Annotated in this window: 25 protein-coding genes and 1 pseudogene; 20 read left to right on the plus strand and 6 right to left on the minus strand. The window is 61.2% G+C overall.

Features of this window, described 5'->3' with window-relative positions:
• The first annotated feature begins 1,076 nt into the window (after positions 1 to 1,076).
• Both AC1DKH_RS20665 and AC1DKH_RS20670 read left to right on the plus strand, forming a co-directional pair.
• Positions 1,077 to 2,261, plus strand: coding sequence for an acyl-CoA dehydrogenase family protein (locus AC1DKH_RS20665; RefSeq protein ID WP_477799142.1), 1,185 nt, complete (start codon positions 1,077 to 1,079; stop codon positions 2,259 to 2,261).
• 123 nt (positions 2,262 to 2,384) lie between these two features.
• Positions 2,385 to 3,506, plus strand: a complete 1,122-nt coding sequence (locus AC1DKH_RS20670) for an LLM class flavin-dependent oxidoreductase (protein ID WP_046043082.1) — start codon at positions 2,385 to 2,387, stop codon at positions 3,504 to 3,506.
• 214 nt (positions 3,507 to 3,720) lie between these two features.
• Here AC1DKH_RS20670 and AC1DKH_RS20675 read toward each other — a convergent pair.
• Positions 3,721 to 3,798, minus strand: a pseudogene (locus AC1DKH_RS20675) (outer membrane lipoprotein carrier protein LolA); the annotation flags it as partial.
• A gap of 390 nt (positions 3,799 to 4,188) precedes the next feature.
• Between AC1DKH_RS20675 and AC1DKH_RS20680 the strand changes: the two are divergent.
• The 12 genes from AC1DKH_RS20680 (at position 4,189) to AC1DKH_RS20735 (ending at position 15,424) form a co-directional block, all read left to right on the plus strand.
• The gene (locus AC1DKH_RS20680; RefSeq protein WP_477799143.1) at positions 4,189 to 4,548 is read left to right on the plus strand and encodes a DUF6124 family protein; all 360 of its coding nucleotides are present in this window, start codon (positions 4,189 to 4,191) and stop codon (positions 4,546 to 4,548) included.
• 234 nt (positions 4,549 to 4,782) lie between these two features.
• Positions 4,783 to 5,673, plus strand: coding sequence for a VOC family protein (locus tag AC1DKH_RS20685; RefSeq protein WP_477799144.1), 891 nt, complete (start codon positions 4,783 to 4,785; stop codon positions 5,671 to 5,673).
• An 11-nt stretch (positions 5,674 to 5,684) separates the two neighbouring features.
• A complete protein-coding gene (locus tag AC1DKH_RS20690; protein WP_477799145.1) occupies positions 5,685 to 6,566 on the plus strand; it encodes a CoA transferase subunit A in 882 nt (293 codons plus the stop codon).
• A gap of 12 nt (positions 6,567 to 6,578) precedes the next feature.
• Positions 6,579 to 7,367 carry a CoA-transferase subunit beta gene (locus tag AC1DKH_RS20695; protein ID WP_154861392.1) on the plus strand — a complete coding sequence of 263 codons (789 nt, stop codon included), beginning with the start codon at positions 6,579 to 6,581 and terminating at the stop codon, positions 7,365 to 7,367.
• Between the two features lie 23 nt (positions 7,368 to 7,390).
• Positions 7,391 to 8,263: an enoyl-CoA hydratase gene (locus AC1DKH_RS20700; protein ID WP_477799146.1), complete on the plus strand. Its 873-nt coding sequence runs from the start codon at positions 7,391 to 7,393 to the stop codon at positions 8,261 to 8,263.
• Positions 8,264 to 8,265: 2 nt separating this feature from the next.
• On the plus strand, positions 8,266 to 9,333 hold the full coding sequence (locus tag AC1DKH_RS20705; protein ID WP_223449191.1) for an NAD(P)H-dependent flavin oxidoreductase: 1,068 nt from the start codon (positions 8,266 to 8,268) through the stop codon (positions 9,331 to 9,333).
• Positions 9,334 to 9,362: 29 nt separating this feature from the next.
• Entirely contained in the window at positions 9,363 to 10,118 is a 756-nt protein-coding gene (locus tag AC1DKH_RS20710; RefSeq protein ID WP_223515324.1) for an enoyl-CoA hydratase family protein, read from the plus strand.
• A gap of 10 nt (positions 10,119 to 10,128) precedes the next feature.
• Complete coding sequence (locus AC1DKH_RS20715; protein WP_477765373.1) at positions 10,129 to 11,295, plus strand: acyl-CoA dehydrogenase family protein; 1,167 nt, start codon at positions 10,129 to 10,131, stop codon at positions 11,293 to 11,295.
• A 10-nt stretch (positions 11,296 to 11,305) separates the two neighbouring features.
• A complete protein-coding gene (locus AC1DKH_RS20720) occupies positions 11,306 to 12,361 on the plus strand; it encodes an acyl-CoA dehydrogenase family protein (protein WP_477799147.1) in 1,056 nt (351 codons plus the stop codon).
• Positions 12,362 to 12,529: 168 nt separating this feature from the next.
• On the plus strand, positions 12,530 to 13,678 hold the full coding sequence (locus tag AC1DKH_RS20725; RefSeq protein ID WP_477755467.1) for an acetyl-CoA C-acetyltransferase: 1,149 nt from the start codon (positions 12,530 to 12,532) through the stop codon (positions 13,676 to 13,678).
• A 162-nt stretch (positions 13,679 to 13,840) separates the two neighbouring features.
• Positions 13,841 to 14,716, plus strand: coding sequence for an SDR family oxidoreductase (locus AC1DKH_RS20730; RefSeq protein ID WP_477799148.1), 876 nt, complete (start codon positions 13,841 to 13,843; stop codon positions 14,714 to 14,716).
• 198 nt (positions 14,717 to 14,914) lie between these two features.
• Positions 14,915 to 15,424, plus strand: coding sequence for a DUF1993 domain-containing protein (locus AC1DKH_RS20735; protein WP_477799149.1), 510 nt, complete (start codon positions 14,915 to 14,917; stop codon positions 15,422 to 15,424).
• Positions 15,425 to 15,577: 153 nt separating this feature from the next.
• Here the strand turns inward: AC1DKH_RS20735 and sstT are convergent, their stop codons facing one another.
• The gene (sstT, locus tag AC1DKH_RS20740) at positions 15,578 to 16,810 is read right to left on the minus strand and encodes a serine/threonine transporter SstT (protein ID WP_477765334.1); all 1,233 of its coding nucleotides are present in this window, start codon (positions 16,808 to 16,810) and stop codon (positions 15,578 to 15,580) included.
• Between the two features lie 454 nt (positions 16,811 to 17,264).
• On the opposite strand from sstT, the gene AC1DKH_RS20745 reads away from it, so the two are divergent.
• A complete protein-coding gene (locus tag AC1DKH_RS20745) occupies positions 17,265 to 18,425 on the plus strand; it encodes an MFS transporter (protein ID WP_477754833.1) in 1,161 nt (386 codons plus the stop codon).
• Here the strand turns inward: AC1DKH_RS20745 and nhaR are convergent.
• Positions 18,412 to 19,311, minus strand: coding sequence for a transcriptional activator NhaR (nhaR, locus tag AC1DKH_RS20750; protein WP_477754834.1), 900 nt, complete (start codon positions 19,309 to 19,311; stop codon positions 18,412 to 18,414). The genes AC1DKH_RS20745 and nhaR overlap by 14 nt on opposite strands.
• A 227-nt stretch (positions 19,312 to 19,538) precedes the next feature.
• Here nhaR and AC1DKH_RS20755 point away from each other — a divergent pair, with 227 nt between their 5' ends.
• Both AC1DKH_RS20755 and AC1DKH_RS20760 read left to right on the plus strand, forming a co-directional pair.
• On the plus strand, positions 19,539 to 19,781 hold the full coding sequence (locus tag AC1DKH_RS20755; RefSeq protein ID WP_477799150.1) for a hypothetical protein: 243 nt from the start codon (positions 19,539 to 19,541) through the stop codon (positions 19,779 to 19,781).
• Positions 19,782 to 19,810: 29 nt separating this feature from the next.
• On the plus strand, positions 19,811 to 20,560 hold the full coding sequence (locus tag AC1DKH_RS20760; RefSeq protein WP_477754836.1) for a TerC family protein: 750 nt from the start codon (positions 19,811 to 19,813) through the stop codon (positions 20,558 to 20,560).
• Between the two features lie 79 nt (positions 20,561 to 20,639).
• On the opposite strand, the gene AC1DKH_RS20765 is transcribed toward AC1DKH_RS20760, so the two are convergent.
• Positions 20,640 to 20,807 (minus strand): hypothetical protein, encoded by a 168-nt coding sequence (locus AC1DKH_RS20765; RefSeq protein WP_477754837.1) that lies wholly within the window; start codon positions 20,805 to 20,807, stop codon positions 20,640 to 20,642.
• 179 nt (positions 20,808 to 20,986) lie between these two features.
• On the opposite strand from AC1DKH_RS20765, the gene AC1DKH_RS20770 reads away from it, so the two are divergent.
• The 3 genes from AC1DKH_RS20770 (at position 20,987) to AC1DKH_RS20780 (ending at position 22,256) form a co-directional block, all read left to right on the plus strand.
• Positions 20,987 to 21,721 (plus strand): peptidase C39 family protein, encoded by a 735-nt coding sequence (locus tag AC1DKH_RS20770; protein ID WP_477754838.1) that lies wholly within the window; start codon positions 20,987 to 20,989, stop codon positions 21,719 to 21,721.
• Between the two features lie 95 nt (positions 21,722 to 21,816).
• Positions 21,817 to 22,023 carry a DUF6021 family protein gene (locus AC1DKH_RS20775; protein ID WP_477754839.1) on the plus strand — a complete coding sequence of 69 codons (207 nt, stop codon included), beginning with the start codon at positions 21,817 to 21,819 and terminating at the stop codon, positions 22,021 to 22,023.
• Positions 22,024 to 22,040: 17 nt separating this feature from the next.
• Complete coding sequence (locus tag AC1DKH_RS20780; RefSeq protein WP_477754840.1) at positions 22,041 to 22,256, plus strand: hypothetical protein; 216 nt, start codon at positions 22,041 to 22,043, stop codon at positions 22,254 to 22,256.
• 58 nt (positions 22,257 to 22,314) lie between these two features.
• On the opposite strand, the gene pbpG is transcribed toward AC1DKH_RS20780, so the two are convergent.
• Both pbpG and folD read right to left on the minus strand, forming a co-directional pair.
• On the minus strand, positions 22,315 to 23,253 hold the full coding sequence (pbpG, locus tag AC1DKH_RS20785; protein ID WP_477765332.1) for a D-alanyl-D-alanine endopeptidase: 939 nt from the start codon (positions 23,251 to 23,253) through the stop codon (positions 22,315 to 22,317).
• A gap of 239 nt (positions 23,254 to 23,492) precedes the next feature.
• Entirely contained in the window at positions 23,493 to 24,347 is an 855-nt protein-coding gene (gene folD / locus AC1DKH_RS20790; RefSeq protein ID WP_046043051.1) for a bifunctional methylenetetrahydrofolate dehydrogenase/methenyltetrahydrofolate cyclohydrolase FolD, read from the minus strand.
• Positions 24,348 to 24,437 lie beyond the last annotated feature (90 nt).

Here is a 24,437-nt window from a genome sequence, read left to right on the forward strand (position 1 = left end):
CGCTCAGCCTTCCGAGGGGGCGGGTGGATCAAGATCAAGAGCTGCAGGCGAGCTAACGCTCGGCCTGATGAGTGGTGAGAAGCGTGGGTGTACGCCGATCAACTGTAGGAGCTGGCTTGCCAGCGAAGGCGGCCTGACAGCCGACCAATCTCTCACAGACATACTCGGAACAACTGTAGGAGCTGGCTTGCCAGCGAAGGCGGCCTGCCAGCCGACCAATCTCTCGCAGACATACGCTGATCAACTGTAGGAGCTGGCTTGCCAGCGAAGGCGGCCTGCCAGCCGACCAATCTCTCGCAGACATACGCCGATCAACTGTAGGAGCTGGCTTGCCAGCGAAGGCGGCCTGACAGCCGACCAATCTCTTGCAGGCATACCCGGATCAACTGTAGGAGCGAGCCTGCTCGCGATGACGGCCTGTCAGTCGACCAGGTACCTCACAGACGAACGCACCCGACAACCAGGCCGGCCGGTAGGCCGCCTCGGATGCTGTTGCGGTGTACGCCCCCTCGTGAGGCCGAGAGGAGGTTCTGCGCAGTGGGCAACCCGGCATGGATGCCGGGTTAGCCGCGCACGGCCATGGAGGGCCGATCGCGGCGGGCCCACGGAGCAGGACCGGAGCGAGGGCATGCCGAGCCTAGGCGAGGCACCGAATGTCAGGGGCAAGAGCGTTTGGTTACTTTGCGCTTTTTAAAGTGACCCGCTGTAAGAGCGGAACCCTAAGCGGCCGTTACCGCAGAAACGGATATGTACACCCTCAAAAATCCATGCCGCCTGACACAAGGCCATCGTCGGAACGCCGCCCGGACCAAGCTCGCTCCCACAGGGATCTTCAGTGGCCACAAGTCCCGATTAAAACAGGGGGACCAATGTGGGCCTGCCCGCGAAGACGGCCTGCCAGCCAACACATCACTTTCTGATACACCCCCCAGATACCTGTTCCCCCAATCCCACATGGTCCGTTTGAGGGATGTCCCCTGCGTTGTGCATTGCTTGAATGCGAGTGTAGGGGCGCTACACCCGCCCCGTTGCACGCGCGCCCCGGCGGATGGGGTGAACAAAGGAGAACAATAAAAATGCTCAACCAAGACCTGATTCGCCAGCGTCTGAGCCAACGTGCCCGCGAGTTGGTGCCGATCCTGCGTGAACGCGCCCTGAATGCCGCGCAAGCAGGCCAGTTGCCTGAAGAAACCCTGAAGGATTTCCAGGACGCCGGTTTCTTTCGCATCCTGCAACCGTCCCGTTGGGAAGGCTATGAACTGGAGCCCAAGGATTTCTTCGACGTGCAGATGACCCTCGCCGAAGGCTGCATGTCCTCGGCCTGGGTGCTGGGGGTGGTGGCGATCCACAACTGGCAACTGGCACTGTTTGACGACCGCGCCGCGCAGGATGTCTGGGGCAGCGATTCCAGTGTGTTGATCTCGTCTTCCTATATGCCGGTGGGCAAGGTCGAGCGGGTCGACGGTGGCTTCAAGTTGAGCGGACGCTGGGGCTTTTCCTCCGGCAGCAAGCATTGCGACTGGGCGTTCCTCGGTGCGCTGGTGCCGCCGGCGGAGGCGGGCGGGGCGCCGGATTACCGGACGTTCCTGGTGCCGCGCAACGACTACCAGATTCTCGATAACTGGAACGTCATGGGCCTGGAAGCCACTGGCTCCCACGACATTCTGGTGGAAAACGCCTTCGTGCCCGAGTACCGCACCCATCGCGCGTTCGACGGTTTCATGCAAAACAGTCCGGGCAACGAGGTAAACACAGCACCGTTGTTCCGCCTGCCATTCGGACAGATTTTCGTGCGTGCGGTTTCCTCCTCAGCCATCGGTGCCCTGCAAGGCGCAGTGGATCAGTTTGTCGAACACAACCGCACCCGGGTCGGGGTCAATGACGGTCGCAAGATGGTCCAGGACCCGGCCGCGCAATCGGCGCTGGCCAATGCCATGGTCTGCGTCGACGAGTGCAAGACCGTGCTGCATCGCAACTTCGCCCTGATGCTGGAGCGTGCGCAAAAAGGCGAGCCGCTGAGCATGCCCGAGCGGGTAAAGATGCGTTACGACTCGGCACTGGTGGCCGACAAGTGCGCCAAGGCCGTTGGCGAGCTGATGTTCAACAGCGGTGCTTCGACGATCTTCCGCAGCCATCCGATCAACCGTGCGTTCCGCGATATTCACACCGGGCGCGCCCACGTCGCCAACAGCCCGGCCAAGTACGCCTGGAACCTCGGCGGGGTCAGCATGGGCCAGGACAGTAGCGACTTTTTCCTCTGACGTTTCCCTGCAAACCGGCTAGTCCGTTTGCGTGATTCGAGCGCCCTGCCAATACCCGAGCATGGGCGCAAGGCACAGGTCTCTGGCGCCGACTGCGCATCCAAATAAGCACAAGGATCAACCATGAAATTTTCCCTGATTTACGAAGCCCAGACGGTGGACTCCAGCCGCGAAGGCGACCGCAAGATTTTCGAAGACACCGTCGAACAGGCGGTGCTGGCCGACAAGCTTGGCTTCGACACCTTCTGGTGCGTGGAGCACACCGCACTGAGCAACTACTCGCACATGTCCGCGCCGGAAACCATGCTGGCGTTCGTTGCCGGTAAAACCGAACGCATCGGCATTGGCCACGGCGTGGTCTGCCTGCCGCCGGCGATGAACCACCCGGTGAAGGTCGCCGAGCGCATCGCCACCCTCGACCTGCTGTCCAAGGGCCGTGTGCATTTCGGCGTGGGCAAGGGCGGCACCCAGCAGGAAGCCGGCACCTTCGGTTATGACCTGGCGACCTTGCAGCCGCAGATTGACGAGATGATGTACCTGATCCCGAAAATGTTCGTGCAGGACGAGATCGAGCACAACGGCGACTTCGTGCAGATCCCCAAGCGCCCGATCCATCCAAAGCCTTACCAGGATCCGCACCCGCCGATGTACCTGGCGTGCACCAACACCGAGTCGCTGAAGAATGCCGGCGGCCGTGGTATGGGCGCGCTGGTGCTGGGCTTCGGTGGCCCGGAAGAAATCGCCAAGAAGGTCGAGGTGTATCACACGGCCTACGACAACCGCGATGAGAAGAAGCAAGTGGGCTTCCGTCCTAACCGTCACATCGCCGCGCTGTGCCCGGCCATCGTGCTGGACGACAATGAAGAAGCGCGCCGCATCGGTATCCGTGGTCAGCGCTACTTCATGGAATCCCTGGGCTACTGGTACGGCGGCGGCGAGCGTCCGGACCCGGAGAAGTGGAAAGACGACACCTTCGTCGATGGCAACGGCCAGAGCGTGATCAAGTCGCGCTTTGCCTCGGAAGAAGTCAGCGTCGATTTCTCCGACCCGACCATGGCCATGATGAACCCGAACCACGCCTACGGTACCGTCGAGGATTGCATCGGCTACGTGCAGCGCCTGATCGATGCCGGCGCCGACGAAATCCTGTTCATCTGCCAGATGGGCACCGTGCCGCAGTGGGCACAGCTGGAGACCTTGAAGAATATTGGCGAGAAGGTGATTCCGCACTTCCGCAAAGCGTGATGCCCCCCTGTAGGAGCGAGCTTGCTCGCGATAAACCGAAGAGCGCCGCGTGGTGTCAGACTTGCAGCGTTATCGTTGGCGACCATCGCGAGCAAGTTCGCTCCTACAGTTTGATCGCATTTCAGGCCTGGCATGGACATCAGGCCAACTTTCCTACGGGTCCCCAAGACCCGTTTTTTTATGCCTGCATCAATCTTGACCACGACATACCCCTTGTAGGAGCGAGCCTGCTCGCGAAAAACCGGAGAACGCCGCGTGGCGTCAGACTTGCAGCGTTATCGTTGACGACCATCGCGAGCAGGCTCGCTCCTACAGGTTTTGGGCCTATAGATAGGGCCTGTTTAACGGCTGTCAGTGTTACTTGATGAAAGCTACAACGCCTTGCGTCGTTGCCTACAGGTACGCCAGAATCCGCCGGCTTGTGCGCCTTGGGGCCCCTCGGTAACTTGATTCGCGTCACTGCCCATCAGTGATCGGGTTTAGTCGCCCGTTGTGACACGAAGCGCATTTGCATCCCAAACAGTCAGGCCATTTCATGCCCTGCACTTCATGGTAGCTGTGCGCAGGGCGCCTTCGGGCGCGCCGGTTTCGTGCTCCGCCGGTCGACTAACCTGCGTACAGCTGCCACCCCTCTTGTTTAGTCGCAAGTAGGTGACGGCTCCACATTTTGGAGCATTCAACTATGGTCAAACCTTCACCAAATCCGCCGGACACCGATCCAGCATCCCCGTACGAACCCGATTCAAAAAAACTCAATGAGGCCGCCGAGCGTGCCCTCGCTTACCACTTCCCCTCGACAGCCGACATCAAAGCCACTCCTCGAACAATCAGCACACTGTTTACCGTCGACCCTGAGGCCACAACCGAAACCCTGGTGGTTTATCTGGTCGAGACGCTGGCCTCGGTGGATGTGATGGTGCATCAATTGGTGGATCACCTCGAGGGCGGTGACCGCAATGCGCTGCTGGGCATTTCCAACAGCGTCATGCTCGCCGAAATCACCGCGAACCGCGTGCTCGATCAAATCGACCCCTCTGAGTAACTCTCCCCTGTAGGAGCTGCCGCAGGCTGCGATCTTTTGATCTTGATCTGAAAAACAAAATTAAAAGATCGCAGCCTGCGGCAGCTCCTACAGGAATTGCGTTCTGCCTGTTTTCCGCTAGTCCCATTGGACGATGTTGCCCCTCCCCGAACCCGTTTGAATAGGCCCTACATAAAGTCTCCCCCGGCAGTCGCCGAAGGGCGGCACCGCCTGAGAAAAACGAGGAGTGCATCCATGGATATCCGTGGTCTGGGTTACGTCACCCTGCTGTCCAGCGACCTGGCGCAATGGCGTCACTACGCAAGCCAGGTGCTGGGCATGATGGTCAGCGGCGACGATGAGCTTTTGTACCTGAAGATGGACGAGCGTCATTACCGCGTGCTGGTGCAGAACAGCGCCGAGAACGGCTTCGGTGCCTGCGGCTGGGAAGTGGCCGGTAAAGCGGCGCTGGAACAGGCGGTCAGCGAGCTGCAACAGGCCGACGTGCAAGTGACCCGTGGTACCGCGGCCGAGGCCGAGTTGCGCAAGGTCCAGGAGCTGGTGCACTTCAGCGACCCGGATGGCAACTGTCACGAACTGTTCTGGGGCCCGTTGCAGGACTTCGCCCGTTTCGTCTCACCGGTCGGCGTCAAAGGTTTCGTCACCAACGACCTCGGCATGGGCCACGTGGTACTACCAGCTCCGGCCTTCGAGCGCTGCCGCGACTTCTACGAACAGGTGATGGGTTTCGGCCTGTCGGACCTGATGAAAGTCCGCTTCACCCCGGACCCGGCCGAGCCGCAAAAGCGTATTCACTTCCTGCACTGCAACAACGGCCGGCACCACTCGCTGGCGATTTTCGAGTGCCCGATGCCCCACGGCTGCGTGCACATGATGGTCGAGGTCAACGCGCTGGACGAAGTCGGCCGTGCGCTGGATCGCGTCCACGCCAACGGCGTGAAGCTGTCGGCCACCCTCGGCCAGCACACCAACGACCAGATGATTTCTTTCTATATCAAGACCCCGTCCGGGTTTGACCTGGAATACGGCTGCGACGGCCTGGTGGTCGACTGGGACCGCCACACGCCGTTCGAAAGCACCGTGGTCAGCCACTGGGGCCACGACTTCAGTGTCGGTCGCCAATGAGGAACAAGACGATGGACAAGCAAATGAGCACCGCCGAGATCGTCGGCCAACTGCGTGACGGCATGACCATCGGTATCGGTGGCTGGGGCCCGCGTCGCAAGCCGATGGCGTTGGTGCGCGAAATTCTGCGTTCGGACCTCAAGGACCTGACCGTGGTCGCCTACGGTGGTGCCGATGTCGGCATGCTCTGCGCGGCCGGCAAGATCAAGAAACTGGTGTTCGCCTTTGTTTCCCTGGACTTCATTCCGCTGGAGCCGTACTTCCGCAAGGCGCGCCAGGAAGCGGCGCTGGAAGTGATGGAGATCGACGAAGGCATGCTGCTGCTCGGTCTGCGCGCGGCGGCGATGAATGTGCCGTTCATTCCGACGGCGGTGGGCCTGGGCACCGATGTGCTGCGCCACAACCGCCAGATCAAGTTGATCGCCTCGCCCTATGCCGATGGCAAGGACTGGGTGGCGATGCCGGCGCTCAAGCTCGACGCGGCGCTGGTGCACGTCGACCGTGCCGATAAACGCGGGGTGTGCCAGATCAGCGGTCCGGATCACTACATGGACGACCTGTTTGTGCGGGCCGCGACCCACAGCTACGTGACCTGCGATGAACTGGTCGACAGCGAGTATTTCCATCAGGACAGCGCCCACGCCCATCAAGTGTTCTGGGAACGCAACCTGACCACCGCCGTGGCCCATGTGCCGGGCGGGGCGCATCCGTCTTCGTGCGCGCCGCTGTACGGTTTCGACGTCGCGCACTTCAAGGCCTACAACGCCACGGTCCAGGCGGCCGATGGCTGGCAGGGCTATGTGCGCGACTACGTCGACTGCACCCACGAACTGTATCTGGAAAAGGTCGGCGGCCTGGCTGCGATCCGTGAACTGCCGTTGCCGATTTTCTAAGGGAACCTTCCGATGAGCACTACTGATTACAGTCTCGCCGAGTTGATGATCTGCGCGGCCTCCGAAGCCTGGCGCGAAGACGGCGAAGTATTGGCCTCCGGCATCGGCGTGATTCCGCGTCTGGCCGCTTCGCTGGCCATGCTGACCAGCAACCCGCAACTGCTGATGACCGACTCCGAAGCCTACATGGTTGCCGAGCCGGTGCCGTTGGGCGCGCGCAAAGGCTATGAACCCAAGCGCGACAGCTGGATGGGTTTCTCGCGGATTTTCGACAACGTCTGGGGCGGCAAGCGTCATGCGCTGGTCGGCCCGACCCAGATCGACCGTTACGGTCAGGCCAACATTTCCTGCATCGGCGACTACGCCAAACCCAAGGCGCAGATGCTCGGTGTACGCGGTTTCCCCGGCAACTCGATCAGCCACGCCAACTCGTTTTGCGTGCCGAGCCACAACCGCCGGGTATTCGTCGAAGGCGAGGTCGATATGGTCGCCTCGGTCGGCTACAACCCGGCCCGACTGGCACGGGGCTGGTCGATGAACGACATCGACATCCGCCTGATCATCACCGACCTCTGCGTGCTGGATTTCCAGGGCCCGCAACGGCAGATGCGCATCCGTTCGCTGCACCCCGGCGTGACGGCGGCGCAAGTCCAGGACAACACCGGCTTCGAGTTGCATGTGCCGGACGATTGCCCGACCACTGCCGCGCCGACGGCCGAGCAGTTGCAGCTGATCCAGCGTCTGGACCCGCACAACCTGCGCGCCCTGCAACTCAAAGACAACCCGCCAGGCCAACGCTGAGCAACGCGTTGCGGAGAAAAGTGATGGCTGAACATAACGATAACAATCAGGCCGAGGTGGTGCTGTACGAGGTGCGTGGCGCGGTGGCCCTGGTCACCATGAGCCGCCCCGAGTTCCACAACGCGCAGAACTCGCAGATGACCTATGCGCTGGACGCGGCGTTTCGCCGGGCCTGCGATGACGATGAAGTGAAGGTCATTGTGTTGCGTGGCGCCGGCAAGCATTTCTCCGCCGGGCATGACATCGGCACCCCGGGCCGCGACGTCGACAAGACGTTCGACCGCGCCAGCCTGTGGTACGACCATGTGAACAAACCGGGCGGCGAGTTTTTGTATGCCCGTGAGCAGGAAGTCTATCTGGGCATGTGCCGCCGTTGGCGCGAGATGCCCAAGCCGACCATCGCCATGGTCCAGGGCGCGTGCATTGCCGGTGGGTTGATGCTGGCCTGGGTCTGCGACCTGATCGTGGCCAGCGAGGATGCTTACTTCGCCGATCCGGTGGTGCGCATGGGCATTCCCGGGGTCGAGTATTTCGCCCACGTGCACGAATTGAATCCACGCATCGCCAAGGAATTTTTGTTCCTCGGCGAGCGCATGCCGGCACCGCGTGCCTATCAGATGGGCATGCTCAATCGGGTGGTTGCTCGCGACGAGCTGGAACAACAGACCCTCGACATCGCCGGGCGCATCGCACAGATGCCGCGCCTGGGACTGCAGCTGAGCAAGCAAGCGGTGAACAACGCCGAAGACCTGATGGGCAAGCGCGCGACCATGGACATGGTGTTCGGCCTGCATCACTTCGCCCATGCCCACAATGAACTGGTGTCCGGCGACCGCCTCGGCGGCTACGACGCCAAGGCCATGGCCAGTTCCCAACGCAAAACGGGCGAGGCGTGAGCATGGCGATTTCGTTGAATACCCGTTTGACACAACTGCTCGGGTGCCGTTATCCGATCATCCAGACCGCCATGGGCTGGGTCGCCGACCCGAAACTGGTGGCGGCCACGGGCAATGCCGGTGGTTTCGGCTTTCTCGCCGGGGCGACCATCGAACCGCAGCAGATGGAAGCGGCGATCATCGAAACCCGGCGCCTGACCGATCAGCCGTTCGGGGTGAACTTCCACATGTACCAGGCCAATGCCGGCGAGATCGTCGAACTGGTGTTGCGCCATAAAGTCCGGGCGGTGAGCTACAGCCGTTCGCCGGGCAAGCAGATGATCAGTCGCCTGAAGGACGCCGGCGTGGTGTGCATTCCCACCGTCGGCGCGCTCAAGCATGCGCAGAAAGCCGTGGAAATGGGCGCCGATGCGGTGACCGTACAGGGCGGCGAGGGCGGGGGGCATACCGGTTCCGTACCGACCTCGATGCTGCTTGATCAGGTGGTTAACGCGGTGTCGGTGCCCGTGGTGGCGGCCGGTGGTTTCAAGGACGGCAAGGGCCTGGTTTCGGCCCTGGCCTACGGCGCCGAAGGCATCGCCATGGGCACACGATTTTTGATGTGCGCCGACAGCCCGGTGCCCCAGGCGACGTTGGCCCGTTACCTGGCGGTCAAGGACCCGGCGGCGATCATCATCAGCCGCGCCATCGACGGCATGCCGCAACGAATGATCCGCAACGAATTGCTTAACCAGCTGGAAAACAGCGGTGGCCTCAAGCGCCTGTTGCTGGCGTTGCAGAGTGGCCTGGCCTACCGCCGCCACACCGGCATGAGTCTGACGCAACTGCTGACCAGCGCGCTGAAGATGCGCGGCAGCGGAGAGTTGACCGCCGCGCAAAGCATCATGGCCGCCAACGCGCCGATGGTGATCCAGAAAGCCATGGTCGACGGGCAACCGGCCGCGGGCGTGTTGCCCGCCGGGCAGATCGCCGCATCCATCGACAGCTTGCCCAGCTGCGCCCAATTGATTGAACAGATCGTCCGCGACGCCGAAGCGCGCCTGGGCGAGCTGTGCCGCCGTGTGTCGTAAGGGGCCATGCATTGTGAAGGAAGGAAACCATGAAACCATTTAGCGTCAGCATCGATAACGGCATTGCCGAACTGGTCTTCAACCGACCACCGGTCAACGCCTTCAACTGCCAGGGCTGGGCCGATATCGCCAGCGAGATCGAAGGCCTGGGCCGCAACAACGACGTGCGGGTGATCGTGATCCGTGCCGAAGGTCGCGGCTTCTGCGCCGGGGTCGATATCAAGGAACTGGCCGCCGACGGCAACCTGATCGTTGCGGTGAACAAGGGCAATTACGACAGCTTCAAGGCCATTCACCGTAACCCGAAACCGGTAATCGTGGCCGTGCACGGCTTCGTGCTGGGCGGCGGCATCGGTATCTGCGGCGCTGCTGACATCATCGTCGCGTCCGAGTGCGCCACCTTCGGCGTGCCGGAAGTGGATCGCGGGGCCATGGGCGGCGGTGCGCATTTACAGCGTTTGTTCCCGGTGCAGAAAGTCCGCCACATGTACTTCACCGGCGAGGCCATCGACGCCGCCGAGGCTTACCGCCTGGGCGCGGTGGAGCGGGTGGTCAAGCGCGAAGACTTGCGCGAAGCCGCGTTGCAGATCGCCCGCACCATCGCCGCCAAGAGCCCCGGCATGATCAGCCTTGCCAAGGAAGCGCTGAGCGGTATCGAAGACGGCAATCTGGAAGACAAATACCGCTGGGAGCAGGGCTTCACCCTCGAAGCCTACCGCTCACTGGACTCTCAGGAAGCACGCGACTCGTTCGTCGAGAAACGCGATGCCCGATTCAACGGCTGAAGGCATATCCATGGACCTGACCTATACCCCGGCCCAGCAGGCCTTTCGTGCCGAGGCACGGACCTGGCTGGCGGCCAATGTACCGAGTGAACCGCTGCAATCGTTCGACACCGAGCCTGGCTTTGCCCAGCACCGGGCCTGGGAAGCCAAGCTCAATGAAGGCCGTTGGGGCATGGTCACCTGGCCGACCGAACTCGGCGGACGCGGCTGCGACCTGATCGAGTGGTTGATTTTCGAAGAGGAATACTACCGTTCCGGGGCGCCGGCACGGGTCAACCAGAACGGCATCTTCCTGCTCGGCCCGACCCTGATGGAATACGGTAGCGAAGAACAAAAGGCACGGTTTCTGCCGCGCATGGCCACTGGCGAAGACATCTGGGCCCAGGCTTGGTCGGAGCCGGGCGCCGGTTCCGACATGGCGGCGATCCGTTCCAAGGCTGAACGGGTGGGCGACCACTACGTGATCAATGGCCAGAAAACCTGGTCGACCCGTGCGGTGTGGGCCGATTGGGCGTTCGGTATTTTCCGTACCGACTCGCAGTCCCAGCGTCATCATGGCCTGACCTTCATCCTGCTGCCGCTGGACACGCCGGGCATCACTGTGCGGCCGATTCCGCAGCTCAACGGTTTGCCAGGTTTCGCCGAAATTTTCTTCGACGACGTCAAGGTGCCGGTGGAAAACGCCCTCGGCGGCGAAGGCATGGGGTGGCATGTGGCGATGTCCACCGCCGGTTTCGAGCGTGGTTTGTTGCTGCGTTCACCGGCGCGCTTCCAGGAAACTGCCAAGCGTCTGGTGCAGTTGTATCAGGCCAACCGTGAGCAGGCCGACCGCGACCCGGCCATCGGCGAAGCGGTCATGCGCGCCTGGCTCGATGCCGAGGCCTACACCCTGAGCACCTACATGACTGCCTCGCAACTGGTGCAGGGCGGCAAGATCGGGCCGGAGTCGTCGACCAACAAGATCTTCTGGTCGGAACTCGATCAGCGCATGCACGACACCGCCATGAGCATTCTCGGATTGCGTGGCGAACTGCTGCCGCAAGCCCCGGCCGCCGGTGACGTCAGCCATTGGCTGGAAGGTTTCCTGTTTGCCCAGGCCGGGCCGATCTACGCCGGCACCAACGAGATCCAGCGCAATATCATTGCCGAACGCATGCTCGGCATGCCGCGTGCCTGAGGAATAGACCATGGACTTTAGTTTCAGCCGCGACCAATTACTGTTTCAGGACAACGTCCGCAGCTTCCTGATCAACGAAGTCACCCCGGAACGCATCCGCGAGCTGTGGCAGAGCGACAGCGGGCGCAGTGAGCAACTTTGGGCGCAACTGGTGGAACTCGGCCTGACCGCCCTGACCGTGCCCGAGGCACAGGATGGCATGGGCATGAAGGAGCTGGATTTCGTGCTGATTGCCCAGGAATGCGGTTACGCCGGTCTGCCCGAACCGCTGGTGGACACCATGCTGGTCGGCGTGCCGCTGCTCGCCGCCCTCGATGAGCAACACGCGCCACTCAAACAAGAATGGTTGTCGCGGGTTGCAGAGGGCCTTGCGCGGCTGGCGGTAGCCGAGCCGGGTAACCCGCTGGTGAGCGATGCCCATGTTGCCGATCTGCTGCTGTTGGCCAATGGCGATGAAGTGCACGCCCTGGAGCGTGATGCCGTGCGCCTGACCCGCAACGAGTCGGTCGACCCGAGCCGTCAACTGTTCCAGGTCGAGTGGACGCCAACGCCCGCCACCTGCGTCGCCAGCGGCGAGGAAGGCCGGCGTTTGTGGGCGGCCGCCTGCAACCGTGGCGCCCTCGCCAGTGCCGCGCAATTGCTCGGGCTGGCCAAACGCATGGTCGACCTGGCGGTGGACTACACCTTCGAGCGCAAACAGTTCGGCAAACCGGTGGGTTCGTTCCAGGCGGTCAAGCACTTGATGGCCAACGTCGCGGTGCAGATCGAGTTCGCCAAAGGCCCTCTGTACCGCGCCGCTTATGCGCTGGCCGAGCAGCAACCGGGGCAGGACGTGCTGGTGTCCCACGCCAAGCTGGCAACGGCGGAAGCGGCGATGCTCGCGGCGAAGAACAGCATCCAGGCCCACGGCGCCATGGGTTACACCTGGGAAGTCGATTTGCATCTGTTCATGAAGCGCGCCTGGGCTCTGGACAAGGTCTGGGGCGATCGCAGCCATCACAAGGGGCGGATTCGCGCGGCGCTGTTTGACGGCAACCCAGAGCTGGGTGCGGGCAGTACGTTCTAACCAGTCAGTAAGGGTGACTACGTCCCTGTGGGAGCGAGCTTGCTCGCGATGGCGGTGCGTCAGATGGCATCAATGTTGGATGTGCCGGCCTCATCGCGAGCAAGCTCGCTCCCACAGGTTTTTCGGCGCTCTCAATACCAGATTTCAATTTCTTCACCGAGGTAGACCATGCCTGAAGCTTATATTGTCGACGCCCTGCGCACGCCCACCGGGCGGCGCAAGGGTGGTCTGAGCCAGATCCACGCCGCCGACCTGGGCGCCCACGTATTGCGCGCGCTGGTCGAGCGCAATGCCATTCCCGACGAGGATTACGACGACGTGATCTTCGGCTGTGTCGACACCATCGGCCCGCTGGCCGGGGACATCGCCCGCACCAGTTGGCTGGCGGCCGGCCTGTCGCAATCGGTGCCGGGCACCACCATCGATCGCCAGTGCGGTTCGTCCCAGCAAGCGGTGCACTTCGCCGCCCAGGCGGTGATGAGCGGCACTCAGGATGTGGTCATCGCCGGTGGTGTACAGACCATGACCCAGATCCCGATTTCCTCGGCGATGATCGCTGCCGAGCCCCTGGGCTTCACCGATCCGTTCAGCGGCTCCGAAGGCTGGGTGCGGCGCTACGGCGCCCAAACCCCGACGCAGTTCCGTTCGGCGCAGATGATCGCCGAGAAATGGGACCTGTCCCGGGCGCAGCTTGAAGCTTATTCGCTGGAGTCCCATCGACGAGCCTTGCAGGCCATCGAGCAAGGCCGCTTCAACCGCGAGATCGTGCCCCTGGCCGGTGTGCTGCACGACGAAACCCCACGCCAGACCAGCCTGGAAAAAATGGCCGAGCTGGAGTTCCTGTTCGGCTGCGACCGGGTGACTGCCGCGGTATCGAGCCAGACCTGTGACGCGGCCAGCGCAATGCTGATCGTCTCGGAGGCGGCGCTCAAGCGTTACGGCCTGACGCCACGAGCACGTATCCATCACCTGAGCGTGCGCGCCGAAGACCCGATCTGGATGCTCACCGCGCCGATCCCGGCCACCGCTTACGCGCTCAAGCGTGCCGGCATGAAGCTCGAAGACATCGACCGGGTGGAGATCAACGAAGCCTTCGCTTCGGTGGCCATGGCCTGGTTGAAAGAGACCGGCTATCCCCATGAGCAGACCAACGTCAACGGCGGCGCGATTGCCCTCGGTCATCCATTGGGCGCCACCGGCACCCGCTTGATGTGCACCTTGCTCCATGAGTTGGAACGCAGCGGCGGCCGTTATGGCATGCAGACCATGTGCGAAGGCGGCGGCCAGGCCAACGTGACGATCATCGAACGTTTGTAAAGCCAGATGTACACCGATCCTGTAGGAGCGAGCCTGCTCGCGATGGACTCAAGAACGACGCGGTTATCCAGATACCCCGCGTATTCGTTAACGACCATCGCGAGCAGGCTCGCTCCTACAGACGATTGTGTCGACCATTGATGAATTTGAAGGATGAACAACATGAAGATCTGTGAAAACCGTGTGGTGATCATCACCGGTGCCGGCGGTGGCCTGGGCCGGGCCTACGCGCTGGCCTTCGCCGCTGAAGGCGCGAAAGTGCTGGTCAACGACATCAACCGCGAAGCGGCGCTGGCCGTGGTCGGCGAAATCCTCGGCCAGGGCGGCAGCGCCGTGGCCAACAGTGACGACATCATCCGATATGACTCGGCGGGGCTGATCGTGCGCCAGGCCATCGAAACCTTCGGCGACCTGAATGTGGTGGTCAACAACGCCGGCATCTGCCGCGACCGCATGTTCGCCAGCCTCAGCGAAGCCGACTGGGACGCTGTGGTAGCCGTGCACCTCAAGGGCCACTTCTGCATTTCCAGCCACGCCGTGAAGTACTGGCGTGAGCAGGTCAAGGGCGGCGCCAAGGTCGATGCGCGGATCATCAACACCAGTTCCGGCGCCGGTTTGCAGGGCTCCATTGGCCAGTCCAACTACGCGGCGGCCAAGGGCGGTATTGCCTCGCTGACCTTGGTGCAGGCGGCGGAACTGGGCCGCTACGGGATCACCGCCAACGCCCTGGCGCCGGCCGCGCGCACTGGTATGACCGAGCAAGTGTTCGCCGACACCATGAAAAAGCCTGAAGAGGGCTTCGATTACTTTGCCCCGGAAAACGTCGCGCCGCTGGTGGTGTGGCTCGGTTCCGAGGCTTCCGCCGAGGTGACCGGGCAGATGTTTGAAGTCGAGGGCGGCAAGTTGTCGATCGCCGACGGCTGGCGCCGTGGTCCGCAACTGGATCGCGAGGGCCGCTGGGCAGTCGGCGAGATGGGCGATGCCGTCGCACAGCTGGTGGCTCAGGCCGTTCCGGCGGCCAAAGTGTACGGCAGCTGAAAAAGACCGGTCTCGGGAGGGCGGCGCGCGGCTATAATCGGCCCCTGATGCCGATCACCTGTAGGAGCGAGCCTGCTCGCGAAGAACTCAAGCGCAACGCGTTCATCCAGACAGGGCGCGTTTTCGTTAACGTCCATCGCGAGCAGGCTCGCTCCTACAGATGCAAATGACCCACGTTCCCTCCAGACGAGACCTGCCATGACCATTTCCCTGTACGACGCTTCCGTGCCTGTTTTCCAGCAAATGCTCAACGCCCTGAGTGATGTACTGAAAAAGGCCGAGGCTCACGCCACCGAAAAAAACATCGACCCTAACGCCTTACTGCAAGCGCGCCTGTTCCCGGACATGTTCCCGCTGGTGCGTCAGGTGCAGATCGCCGTTGATTTCGCCAAAGGCATTTCTTCACGTCTGGCCGAAGTCGAACTGCCGAAGTACGACGACACTGAAACCACCTTCGCCGAGCTGCAAGCACTGATCGCCAAGGTTCTGGCTTACATCGGCGAGTTCACGCCAGAGCAGATCAACGGCAAGGAAGGCATCGAGATCGTCACCCGTCCGGGCACGCCTAAAGAAAAACGTTTCAGCGGCCAGTCCTATCTGCTGACCTACGGCCTGCCGCAGTTCTTCTTCCACGTCACCACCACTTACGCACTGCTGCGCCACAACGGCGTGGAAGTGGGCAAGCGTGACTACATGGGCGCGTTCTAAACCGTCCAGGTACAAAAAAGCCCGCCAAGGTTTGCGCCTTGGCGGGCTTTTCATTGGTGAATCAAAAGATCGCAGCCAGCGGCAGCTCCTACAGGTGCACGCTCTCCAAAGTAGGAGCTGCCGAAGGCTGCGATCTTTTGATCTTTTTCGGTATCAGGCCAGGCGTTCTGTTTTTGCCTCTTCACCCAGGCAAGCCGCCGCGGTGAACAGCACATCGGTGGACGAGTTCAGCGCGGTTTCCGCCGAGTCCTGCAATACGCCGATGATGAAACCGACCGCCACCACCTGCATGGCGATTTCGCTCGGGATGCCGAACAGGCTGCATGCCAGCGGAATCAGCAACAGCGAACCACCCGCCACACCCGAAGCACCGCAGGCGCAGATGGCTGCGACGACGCTCAGCAGGATCGCGGTGGGAATGTCCACGGCGATGCCCAGCGTGTGCACCGCCGCCAGGGTCAGCACGGTGATGGTGATCGCCGCGCCGGCCATGTTGATGGTCGCACCCAGCGGGATCGATACCGAGTAGGTGTCTTCGTGCAGGCCCAGACGCTTGCTCAATTCCAGGTTGACCGGAATGTTCGCCGCCGAACTGCGGGTGAAGAACGCGGTGATGCCGCTCTCGCGCAGGCAGGTCAGGACCAGCGGGTACGGGTTGCGACGCAGTTTCCAGAACACGATGAGCGGGTTCATCACCAGCGCCACGAACAGCATGCAGCCCAGCAGTACGGCCAGCAGGTGGGCGTAGCCGATCAAGGCGCCGAAACCGGAAGTGGCCAGGGTCGAAGCCACCAGGCCGAAGATGCCCAGCGGGGCGAAGCTGATCACCAGGCGCACGATCACCGTCACGCCGTTGGACAGGTCACCCAGCACTTCACGAGTAGTGTCGCCGGCATGACGAATGGCGATGCCCATGCCGATGGCCCACGCCAGAATGCCGATGAAATTGGCGTTCATCAGGGCGCTGACCGGATTATCGACCACGCTCAGCAACAGGCTTTGCAACACCTCGCCAATCCCGCCTGGCGCTGTGACCGCGACGTCCTGGGTCGACAGCACCAGGCTCGACGGGAACGTCATGCTGGCAACCACCGCGACCACGGCCGCGGCGAAAGTGCCCAGCAGATACAGGAACAGAATCGGCCGGATATGGGTTTCCTGACCGTGCTTGTGGTTGGCAATCGACGCCATGACCAGTACGAACACCAGAATCGGCGCGACGGCTTTCAGTGCCGAGACAAACACTTTGCCGATGAACGCCGTGGACTTCGCCATGTCGGGGGCAAACAGCGCCAGGGCAATACCGGCGATCAGGCCGATCACGATCTGCGTGACCAGGCTAAGGCGTTTGAGGCGGTGCAATAGAGAAGGGGATGAAGCAGTCATAAAACGGCATCTCTGATTTTTTATAAGTGCGAGGTTTCGCCGCGCTTGCAGCAACGAACAGGGCAGGCCGCAGGCAGGAAACCGAGAAGGAAACACAGGGTGTAGAACGCCGCAATCCTTGTGGGAGCGAGCTTGCTCGCGATGACGGTGGCACAGTCGACACTTGCGTTGTCTGACAGTCCGCCATCGCGAGCAAGCTCGCTCCCACAGGTTTTGTCCCTTAAATGATCGACATTGAACACAGGGTGTACGTTTTTCAGGGCGCGGACTTTATCACAGCGTAGGAGCGATCTTTCACACCTGTGACGAACTGCCACCATGGCATTCAACGAGATAGGCAGGTTCGTGCAACCGCGTTCGGAAACACTCTGTTAAGATTCGCCATCCTCATTTTCATGTCTGCCAGTGGGCCTCCGGGCTATCGCTGGTGTCGTCGTTTTTTCTGGAGTTCTGCATGCTGTTGCCCATTCTTCTGTTGTCTGCAGCCGGTTTTACGGTGCTGACCACGGAATTCATCATCGTTGGCCTGTTGCCGGCCATCGCCCGGGACCTTGACGTCAGCATCCCGCAAGCGGGTTTGCTGGTGACTTTGTTCGCCTTCACCGTGGCCGCGTTCGGGCCGTTCCTGACGGCGTACTTCGCCCGCTTCGAACGGCGCAAGCTGTTTATCTCGGTGTTGATCATGTTTGGCCTGGCCAACACGCTGGCGGCGCTGGCGCCGAATATCTGGGTGATGGCGTTTGCCCGGTTGATCCCGGCGCTGGGGCTGCCGGTGTTCTGGGCGCTGGCCAGTGAAACGGCGGTGGACATCGTCGGGCCGGATTACGCCGGTCGCGCCATCGCCAAGATCGGCTTCGGTATCGTCTGCGCAACGGTGTTCGGCATTCCCGTGGGCACGCTGATTTCCGATGCGTTCGGCTGGCGCAGTGCCTTCGCGATTCTGGCGGTCATCGCCTTTGCCAAGGCGTTGCTGCTGTTTATCTATCTGCCCAAGACCAACCTGCACCAGCATCAGGTGAGCTTCCGCTCGCAGTTCAAGATCCTGCGCAGCCCGCTGATGCTCGGTCACGTGCTGCTGTCAGTGATTGTGTTCAGCGGTATGTTCACCGCCTACACCTACCTGGCTGACATCCTCGAACGTCTGGCCGGCTTCAACGGCACCGTGGTTGGCTGGTGCCTGATGGGCTTCGGTGCGGTCGGGTTGATCGGCAACTCCCTGGGCGGCCGGGCGGTGGATCGTCATCCGCTGATGGCGTCGATGATGTTCTGCGCGTTCATGATCGCCGGCCTGGTGGCGCTGGTGCCGAACATTCATTCGCCGCTCGGTCTGGCGGCGGCGATGGGCATCTGGGGCGTGACCCAGGCGGCGTTGTTCCTGGTCAGCCATGTGCGCCTGATGAAAGCCGCGCCCGAAGCGCCGGCCTTCGCCGCGTCGCTGAACATCGCCGGGGCCAACCTCGGTATCGGTCTGGGCGCGATGATCGGTGGTCGGGTGATCGACAGTGTCGGTCTGCAAGGCCTTGGCTTCGCCGCGGCGGCGTTCATCCTCGCCTCGATCCTGCTGGCGATAGCGCTGATGACCTTCAAGCCGCGTGAAGTGGTCACAGCGCTGTAAACAGCTCGCGTCGGGCACCTTCGGTAATGGCGACAATGCCGGGGTGCCTGACCTTGCGCTCCACTGAGATGGCATAGAACGACTCGCTCACCGCGTCGGTCTGGCCGATCACTTCCACGCCATATTGGCGTTGCACTTCATCGGCAATCACGCTCGGGCCGATGAAGATCCCGCTGCCGGATTGGCCGAAGGCCTGCATCAGGGCGCTGTCGTCGAACTCGCCGACAATTTTCGGCTGGATCTGCTGCTCGGCGAACCAGCGTTGCAAACGGCTACGCACCACGGTTTCCGGCCCGGGAATCAGCAGAGGAGCACCGTGCAGATTGCGCGGGAAGTCCTGACCGTAACGTGCCGCCAGCTCCGGGGTGGCGAAAAAGCTGATCCCGCACTCACCGAGTTTCTGGCTGTAGCCCTTGATGTCCAGGTGCGACGGCATCGGGCTGTCGGAGATCACCAGGTCCAGGCGCTGGATCGCCAGGTCTGCCAACAAACGTTCAAGCTTGTCTTCGCGGCACGTGATGCGCAGCGGTTCGCTCAGCTCCATGGTCGGTGCGATCAGGCGATAGACGATGGATTTGGGCACCACGTCGGCCACACCGACGCGAAACAGGATCTGCTGTTCATTGGGTTGTGCCCGCAGCATCAGTTCCAGTTCGCCGCCCAGCTGAAACATTTGTTCGGCGTAGGGCAGGGCCTGGCGGCCGGCCTCGGTCAGTTCGAGTTGCCGCCCAACGCGCCGAAACAATTCGATGCCAAAGGTCTGTTCCAGCAATGAAATCTGCCCGCTGATGGTTTGTGGCGTGAGGTTCAGTTGCTCGCAGGCGCGCACGATGCTGCCGGTCTTGGCCACCACCCAGAAGTAATGCAATTGCCGATAATTCAACATATGTATGGCCCTCTGTAGGAGCTGTCGAGTGAAACGAGGCTGCGATCTTTCAATCGCCCGAGAAAGTCAACATCAAAAGATCGCAGCCTTCGGCAGCTCATACATTCGTAAAAACCGAAGTATACATGGCAAAAATACGAATTTTCCTGAAGTGTTCACTTCCCTAGAATGCATCGCTATCAACGGGCCATTGTTCAGGTCCCGTTTGTTCTAACGAGGGAAGCATCATGAAGCTGAAAACCACGGCACTGTTGATCACGTCTTTACTGGTACTGGCCGGTTGCGACCAGGCCGAGAAAAGCGCGCAACAATTGATGGGCAAGGCTGCCGAAAGCGCCAAACAGGCGATTGACGATACCCACAAGGCCGCCGAGCAAGCACTCAGTGACGCCACCAGCGGGTTGATCAGCAAAAAAGAATCATCGGAAAAAGAGTCGGAAAAAACCGAATCTTCCTCCCGGGAAATCTAAACCGTATTACAACGAGTCAGGACTGACCCATGGACTACCTTTTACAACTTGCCGCCAGCCCCACCGCCTGGGTCGCCCTCGCCACCCTGATCGTGATGGAAATCGTGCTCGGCATCGATAACCTGATCTTCATCTCGATCCTGACCAACAAGCTGCCCTTGCACAATCGCCAGCGGGCACGACGCATCGGTATCGGCATGGCATTGATCCTGCGCCTGGGCTTGCTGAGCACCATCGCGTTCATCGTGCAGTTGACTGCGCCGGTGATCGAGATTCTCGGCCACGCGTTTTCCTGGAAAGACATGATCCTGATTGCCGGTGGCCTGTTCCTGTTGTGGAAGGCAACCACCGAGATCCATCACAGCATGGACCCGGCACCGGAAGATCCGAAGTCGGCGACCTCGACCGTGACCCTGGGTTTCGCTGCCGCGATCGGTCAGATCCTGATGCTGGACATGGTGTTCTCCATCGACAGCATCATTACCGCTGTCGGCATGACCGAGCATTTGCCGATCATGGTCATCGCGGTGGTGGTGTCGGTCCTGGTGATGTTGCTGGCGGCGGATCCGCTGGCCAAGTTCATTAACGACAACCCGACGGTGGTGATGCTGGCCCTGGGCTTCCTGATCATGATCGGCATGACGCTGATCGCCGAAGGCTTTGGCGCCCATGTACCAAAAGGCTACGTCTATGCGGCCATGGCATTCTCGGCTTCGATCGAGGCGTTGAACATGATGTCCCGCCGGGCCAGGCAGAAGCGCGTAGCCACTGAAGCCTGACGGTCGCTGAAAGAAGCGGCCGCCTGAACTCCAAGGAGTGCAGGCGGCCGTTTTTGTTGGTCTCGGGTAAAGGTGTTTGTCAGTGAGCGTTGGCGTGTTGGCTCCGCGTTTTGTCCGCTTGCGGTGCAGGTGCTGGCTGAACAGGGTGATGGTGGCGGCGAGTAATGCGCAGCACGCCCCACAGCATGGCGGCGGCTACCGCCAGCCAACCGCCAATCAACATCACAATGATCATGGTCAGGCTCATCTTTGCCTCCTCTTTGCCCTGCTGTGGGCACACGCGCTTCGCTGTCGTCCCTTCAGGGAACAGTCTAGCCGTTGCTGTATTTCAGGCTATTGAGCGAAAGTCGGCAGTCACCAACCAGTTCGCTCTATCGAATGCACGCGACTACCGTTTAGAGCTATACCGTAGCGGCGCGGCGCCCTATGATCGACGGCCAAGCCGGGAATGGGATTGCCTGGCGTCTGAACCTGAACAAGAGAGAGATGATGGTGCGGGTATTTTCTCGAATTTTGTCGACCATGCTCATAGCCGGTTGCGTGGCAAGCCTGGTGGGCTGTGCCGGTAGCGTTGCGCCCGAGATCAAGCGTTTGCCGGAGCGTGTCGAGCTCAGCGGCCGATTCTACCGAGGCGATGCGTATCAAAGCGGACCGCAGGTGCTGGCCAGCATGCTGTCCCAGCAGGGTATCGTGATTACCCCGGGGTTACTCGACAAACCCTTGCATTTGCCGGGGGCCGAAGCCCAGTTGCAACAGAACATGCAGAACCTGGCCCGCGAGTACGGGATGGTGGTCTATCCCCTTGACAGCAACCTGCCGGCCTTGTTGACGCAAGTCGCCGCCGGTTATCCGGTGATGGTGCGCTTTACTGAAGGCTCGGCCATGTGGGCCGAACCGCGATACGCCATTCTGGCCGGCTACAACCGCCAGAAGCAGACGGTCCTGCTGCGGGCCGGGATGAATCACCGCGAACTGATGAGCTTCAGCTCCTTCGAGTCGGCGTTCAAGGACGCCGGCGGTTGGGCCGTGCTGATCCAGAATCCGACGCAAATCCCGGCCCAGGTCGATCAGCAGCGTTGGCTCAAGGCCGCCAGCGATCTGGCTCAGGCCGGTCAGGAACAGGCCGCCGCCAGGGCAAAAAAAGCCTTGGCCAGCCAGTAAGTCCGTTGGTCACCCGCCGGGCACCTTCGCCCGTCGCCAGCCTCTGATCCTTAAGGGCCCGGAATAATATCCCGGGCCGAGATCAGGAGGCGCCCATGGCTCATTCCACAACGCCCGTCGGTCCGCACTCGTCTGAGCATTCGTCTGGCAATGAGCTGGGCTTCGATCCCGATTCTCCGGACCTTGCCGATCCACAGGTCGACCCCATCGGGCCCGCCAAGGCACCGAGGGATGTGAAGCCGGGGGATAATCCCAAGGCCCCGGCCAAGCCCTACGATCCACTGGCAAATCTGAAACCCTAGGTCCAATGGAGGTGCGTATGTCTACCGACTCCAGTTTCGACGACAAGCGTCCAGAGGCTGTTCCCACAACCCCCGAGCAAAGCACCGATCCGGTGATGGATCCCGACAGCCCGTTGAGAGATCCATTGGCGAGGCCAACGGTGGTGCCTACTGAAAAACCAAAGGGTTGGAGAGATCCAAGTACCGGCGACGGCATCCCGGATGACGACCAGATGCCACTGCCTAACGACTAACTTCGCGACGAAAAAAAGCCCCGAATGTTCGGGGCTTTTTCATGCGTTTGCAGCAAGGTTACTTCGACGCTTCAACCACGCCGCTCTGCCGATGCTTGAGGTTCTTGTCTGCCTTGTACTGCAAGGCTACGGAAGGCACGTCCGCGCTCCTTCCGCTCTCTACCCAATTACGCATGCGCGTGGCATCGGCAAAATGGGTGTACTTGCCATAGGCGTCAAGAATCACCAAGGCCACCGGGCGGTTACCCATTCGGGTCACCAGCACCAGGCAGTGACCGGCTTCGTTGGTGAAACCGGTTTTCGTCAGCTGGATGTCCCAGTCCGGCTTGCGGACCAAATGGTCGGTGTTGCGAAAGCCCAGGCTGTAGTTGGGTTTACGGAACGAGACGGTTTTTTCCTTGGTCGTGCTCAGCTCGGTCAGAAGCGGGTACTTATGCGCGGCGATCAACAGCTTGCTCAGGTCGCGAGCGGTCGATACGTTGCGCGGGGAGAGACCGGTCGGCTCGACGAAATGCGTGTTGGTCATGCCCAGTGCCCGGGCCTTGGCGTTCATTGCAGCAATGAACGCGGCATAGCCGCCCGGATAGTGGTGCGCCAGAGTCGCCGCGGCGCGGTTTTCCGAGGACATCAGGGCAATCAGCAGCATTTCCCGGCGCGGCAGTTCGCTCCGGAGTTTGACCCGGGAGAACACGCCTTTCATTTCCGGTGTGTCGCTGATGTTGACGTCGATGTATTCGTCCATGTTCTGTCGGGATTCAACCACGACCAGGCCAGTCATCAACTTGCTGACGGAAGCGATCGGCACTACCACGTCAGGATTGCTGGCATAGATGACTTTGTTGGTCTGCATGTCCAGCAGCAAGGAGCTACCGGAAGCGAGCTTGAGTGTCTTCGTATCTCGCGGCGCTGCGGTGGTCTCGTCAGCACTGGCGATTGGCGTGAGGAAAGTCCCTGTAACTGCAAAAAATAGGCTCAGGATGGAAAGACGGATTTTCACGCTGGCAGACTCATAAAGGGTGTTGATAAGCCGTTTTGTAACGGGCTGTTTCCTGAAAAGCGCGACATTCTGGAGTATGGCTGAATAACTGTCGATGGTTGTTCAAGTAACAGGTGAAAGTCCTGAGAAGCATAAAAAAAATGTCATTTTCCGGCGGGCGGTCGAGGTTTTTTCGCAGGCAAAAAGAACCCCGCCGGGGGCGGGGTTCTTTGACTCGCTGTCAGCGTCCGCGTTGAAACTCAGCTGTGCAGGGTTTCAGCAGCGTACAGGGTGTTCTCCAGCAGACAGGCACGAGTCATCGGGCCTACGCCGCCCGGTACCGGAGTAATCCAGCCGGCGCGGGGCAGGGCGGTTTCGTAGATCACGTCACCGACCAGCTTGCCATCGTCCTGACGGTTGATGCCGACATCGATCACGATCGCGCCTTCCTTGATCCATTCACCCTTGACCAGGCCCGGCTTGCCGGCGGCCACGACGACCAGGTCCGCACGGCCGACATGGCCGGCAAGGTCCTTGGTAAAACGGTGGGTGACCGTCACGGTGCAACCGGCCAGCAACAATTCCATGGCCATCGGGCGGCCAACGATATTGGACGCGCCAACAACCACGGCATCCATCCCGTAAAGGTCGACACCGGTGCTTTCCAGCAGGGTCATGATGCCTTTGGGGGTGCATGGGCGCAGCAGTGGAATGCGCTGGGCCAAGCGACCGACGTTATAAGGATGGAAACCGTCGACGTCTTTATCCGGACGAATGCGCTCCAGCAGTCTGGAGGCGTCGAGGTGTTCGGGAAGCGGAAGCTGAAGCAGAACGCCGTCGATTGCAGGATCGTCGTTCAGGCGATCGATCAGCTCGGTCAGCGCTTCTTGAGTGGTTTCGGAAGGCAGGTCATAGGCTTGGGATAGAAAGCCGACCTCTTCGCAGTCTTTACGCTTGTGCGAGACATAAACCTGAGAGGCAGGATCGCTGCCGACCAGGATCACCGCAAGGCCGGGCGTGCGCAGGCCTTGCTGGCGACGCTCGGTGACACGTTGGGCGATCTGCTGGCGCAGGCTGGCGGCGATCGATTTGCCGTCGATAAGTTGTGCAGTCATTGCGCGTGATTAACCATCGAGAGGGGAAAAAAAGAGAACGCATTCTCGCATGTCATGCGGTGAGGGCAAAGGCGCTTGGTCTGCAAATTC

The organism is Pseudomonas sp. 05L36 (assembly GCF_056398125.1).

What these genes read in the sequence shown, in the direction of transcription:
- AC1DKH_RS20665 (WP_477799142.1), top strand. Translation starts at nt 1,077, where the DNA reads ATGCTCAACCAAGACCTGATTCGCCAGCGTCTGAGCCAACGTGCCCGC.
- AC1DKH_RS20670 (WP_046043082.1), top strand. Translation starts at nt 2,385, where the DNA reads ATGAAATTTTCCCTGATTTACGAAGCCCAGACGGTGGACTCCAGCCGC.
- AC1DKH_RS20680 (WP_477799143.1), top strand. Translation starts at nt 4,189, where the DNA reads ATGGTCAAACCTTCACCAAATCCGCCGGACACCGATCCAGCATCCCCG.
- AC1DKH_RS20685 (WP_477799144.1), top strand. Translation starts at nt 4,783, where the DNA reads ATGGATATCCGTGGTCTGGGTTACGTCACCCTGCTGTCCAGCGACCTG.
- AC1DKH_RS20690 (WP_477799145.1), top strand. Translation starts at nt 5,685, where the DNA reads ATGGACAAGCAAATGAGCACCGCCGAGATCGTCGGCCAACTGCGTGAC.
- AC1DKH_RS20695 (WP_154861392.1), top strand. Translation starts at nt 6,579, where the DNA reads ATGAGCACTACTGATTACAGTCTCGCCGAGTTGATGATCTGCGCGGCC.
- AC1DKH_RS20700 (WP_477799146.1), top strand. Translation starts at nt 7,391, where the DNA reads ATGGCTGAACATAACGATAACAATCAGGCCGAGGTGGTGCTGTACGAG.
- AC1DKH_RS20705 (WP_223449191.1), top strand. Translation starts at nt 8,266, where the DNA reads ATGGCGATTTCGTTGAATACCCGTTTGACACAACTGCTCGGGTGCCGT.
- AC1DKH_RS20710 (WP_223515324.1), top strand. Translation starts at nt 9,363, where the DNA reads ATGAAACCATTTAGCGTCAGCATCGATAACGGCATTGCCGAACTGGTC.
- AC1DKH_RS20715 (WP_477765373.1), top strand. Translation starts at nt 10,129, where the DNA reads ATGGACCTGACCTATACCCCGGCCCAGCAGGCCTTTCGTGCCGAGGCA.
- AC1DKH_RS20720 (WP_477799147.1), top strand. Translation starts at nt 11,306, where the DNA reads ATGGACTTTAGTTTCAGCCGCGACCAATTACTGTTTCAGGACAACGTC.
- AC1DKH_RS20725 (WP_477755467.1), top strand. Translation starts at nt 12,530, where the DNA reads ATGCCTGAAGCTTATATTGTCGACGCCCTGCGCACGCCCACCGGGCGG.
- AC1DKH_RS20730 (WP_477799148.1), top strand. Translation starts at nt 13,841, where the DNA reads ATGAAGATCTGTGAAAACCGTGTGGTGATCATCACCGGTGCCGGCGGT.
- AC1DKH_RS20735 (WP_477799149.1), top strand. Translation starts at nt 14,915, where the DNA reads ATGACCATTTCCCTGTACGACGCTTCCGTGCCTGTTTTCCAGCAAATG.
- sstT (WP_477765334.1), bottom strand. Translation starts at nt 16,810, where the DNA reads ATGACTGCTTCATCCCCTTCTCTATTGCACCGCCTCAAACGCCTTAGC.
- AC1DKH_RS20745 (WP_477754833.1), top strand. Translation starts at nt 17,265, where the DNA reads ATGCTGTTGCCCATTCTTCTGTTGTCTGCAGCCGGTTTTACGGTGCTG.
- nhaR (WP_477754834.1), bottom strand. Translation starts at nt 19,311, where the DNA reads ATGTTGAATTATCGGCAATTGCATTACTTCTGGGTGGTGGCCAAGACC.
- AC1DKH_RS20755 (WP_477799150.1), top strand. Translation starts at nt 19,539, where the DNA reads ATGAAGCTGAAAACCACGGCACTGTTGATCACGTCTTTACTGGTACTG.
- AC1DKH_RS20760 (WP_477754836.1), top strand. Translation starts at nt 19,811, where the DNA reads ATGGACTACCTTTTACAACTTGCCGCCAGCCCCACCGCCTGGGTCGCC.
- AC1DKH_RS20765 (WP_477754837.1), bottom strand. Translation starts at nt 20,807, where the DNA reads ATGAGCCTGACCATGATCATTGTGATGTTGATTGGCGGTTGGCTGGCG.
- AC1DKH_RS20770 (WP_477754838.1), top strand. Translation starts at nt 20,987, where the DNA reads ATGATCGACGGCCAAGCCGGGAATGGGATTGCCTGGCGTCTGAACCTG.
- AC1DKH_RS20775 (WP_477754839.1), top strand. Translation starts at nt 21,817, where the DNA reads ATGGCTCATTCCACAACGCCCGTCGGTCCGCACTCGTCTGAGCATTCG.
- AC1DKH_RS20780 (WP_477754840.1), top strand. Translation starts at nt 22,041, where the DNA reads ATGTCTACCGACTCCAGTTTCGACGACAAGCGTCCAGAGGCTGTTCCC.
- folD (WP_046043051.1), bottom strand. Translation starts at nt 24,347, where the DNA reads ATGACTGCACAACTTATCGACGGCAAATCGATCGCCGCCAGCCTGCGC.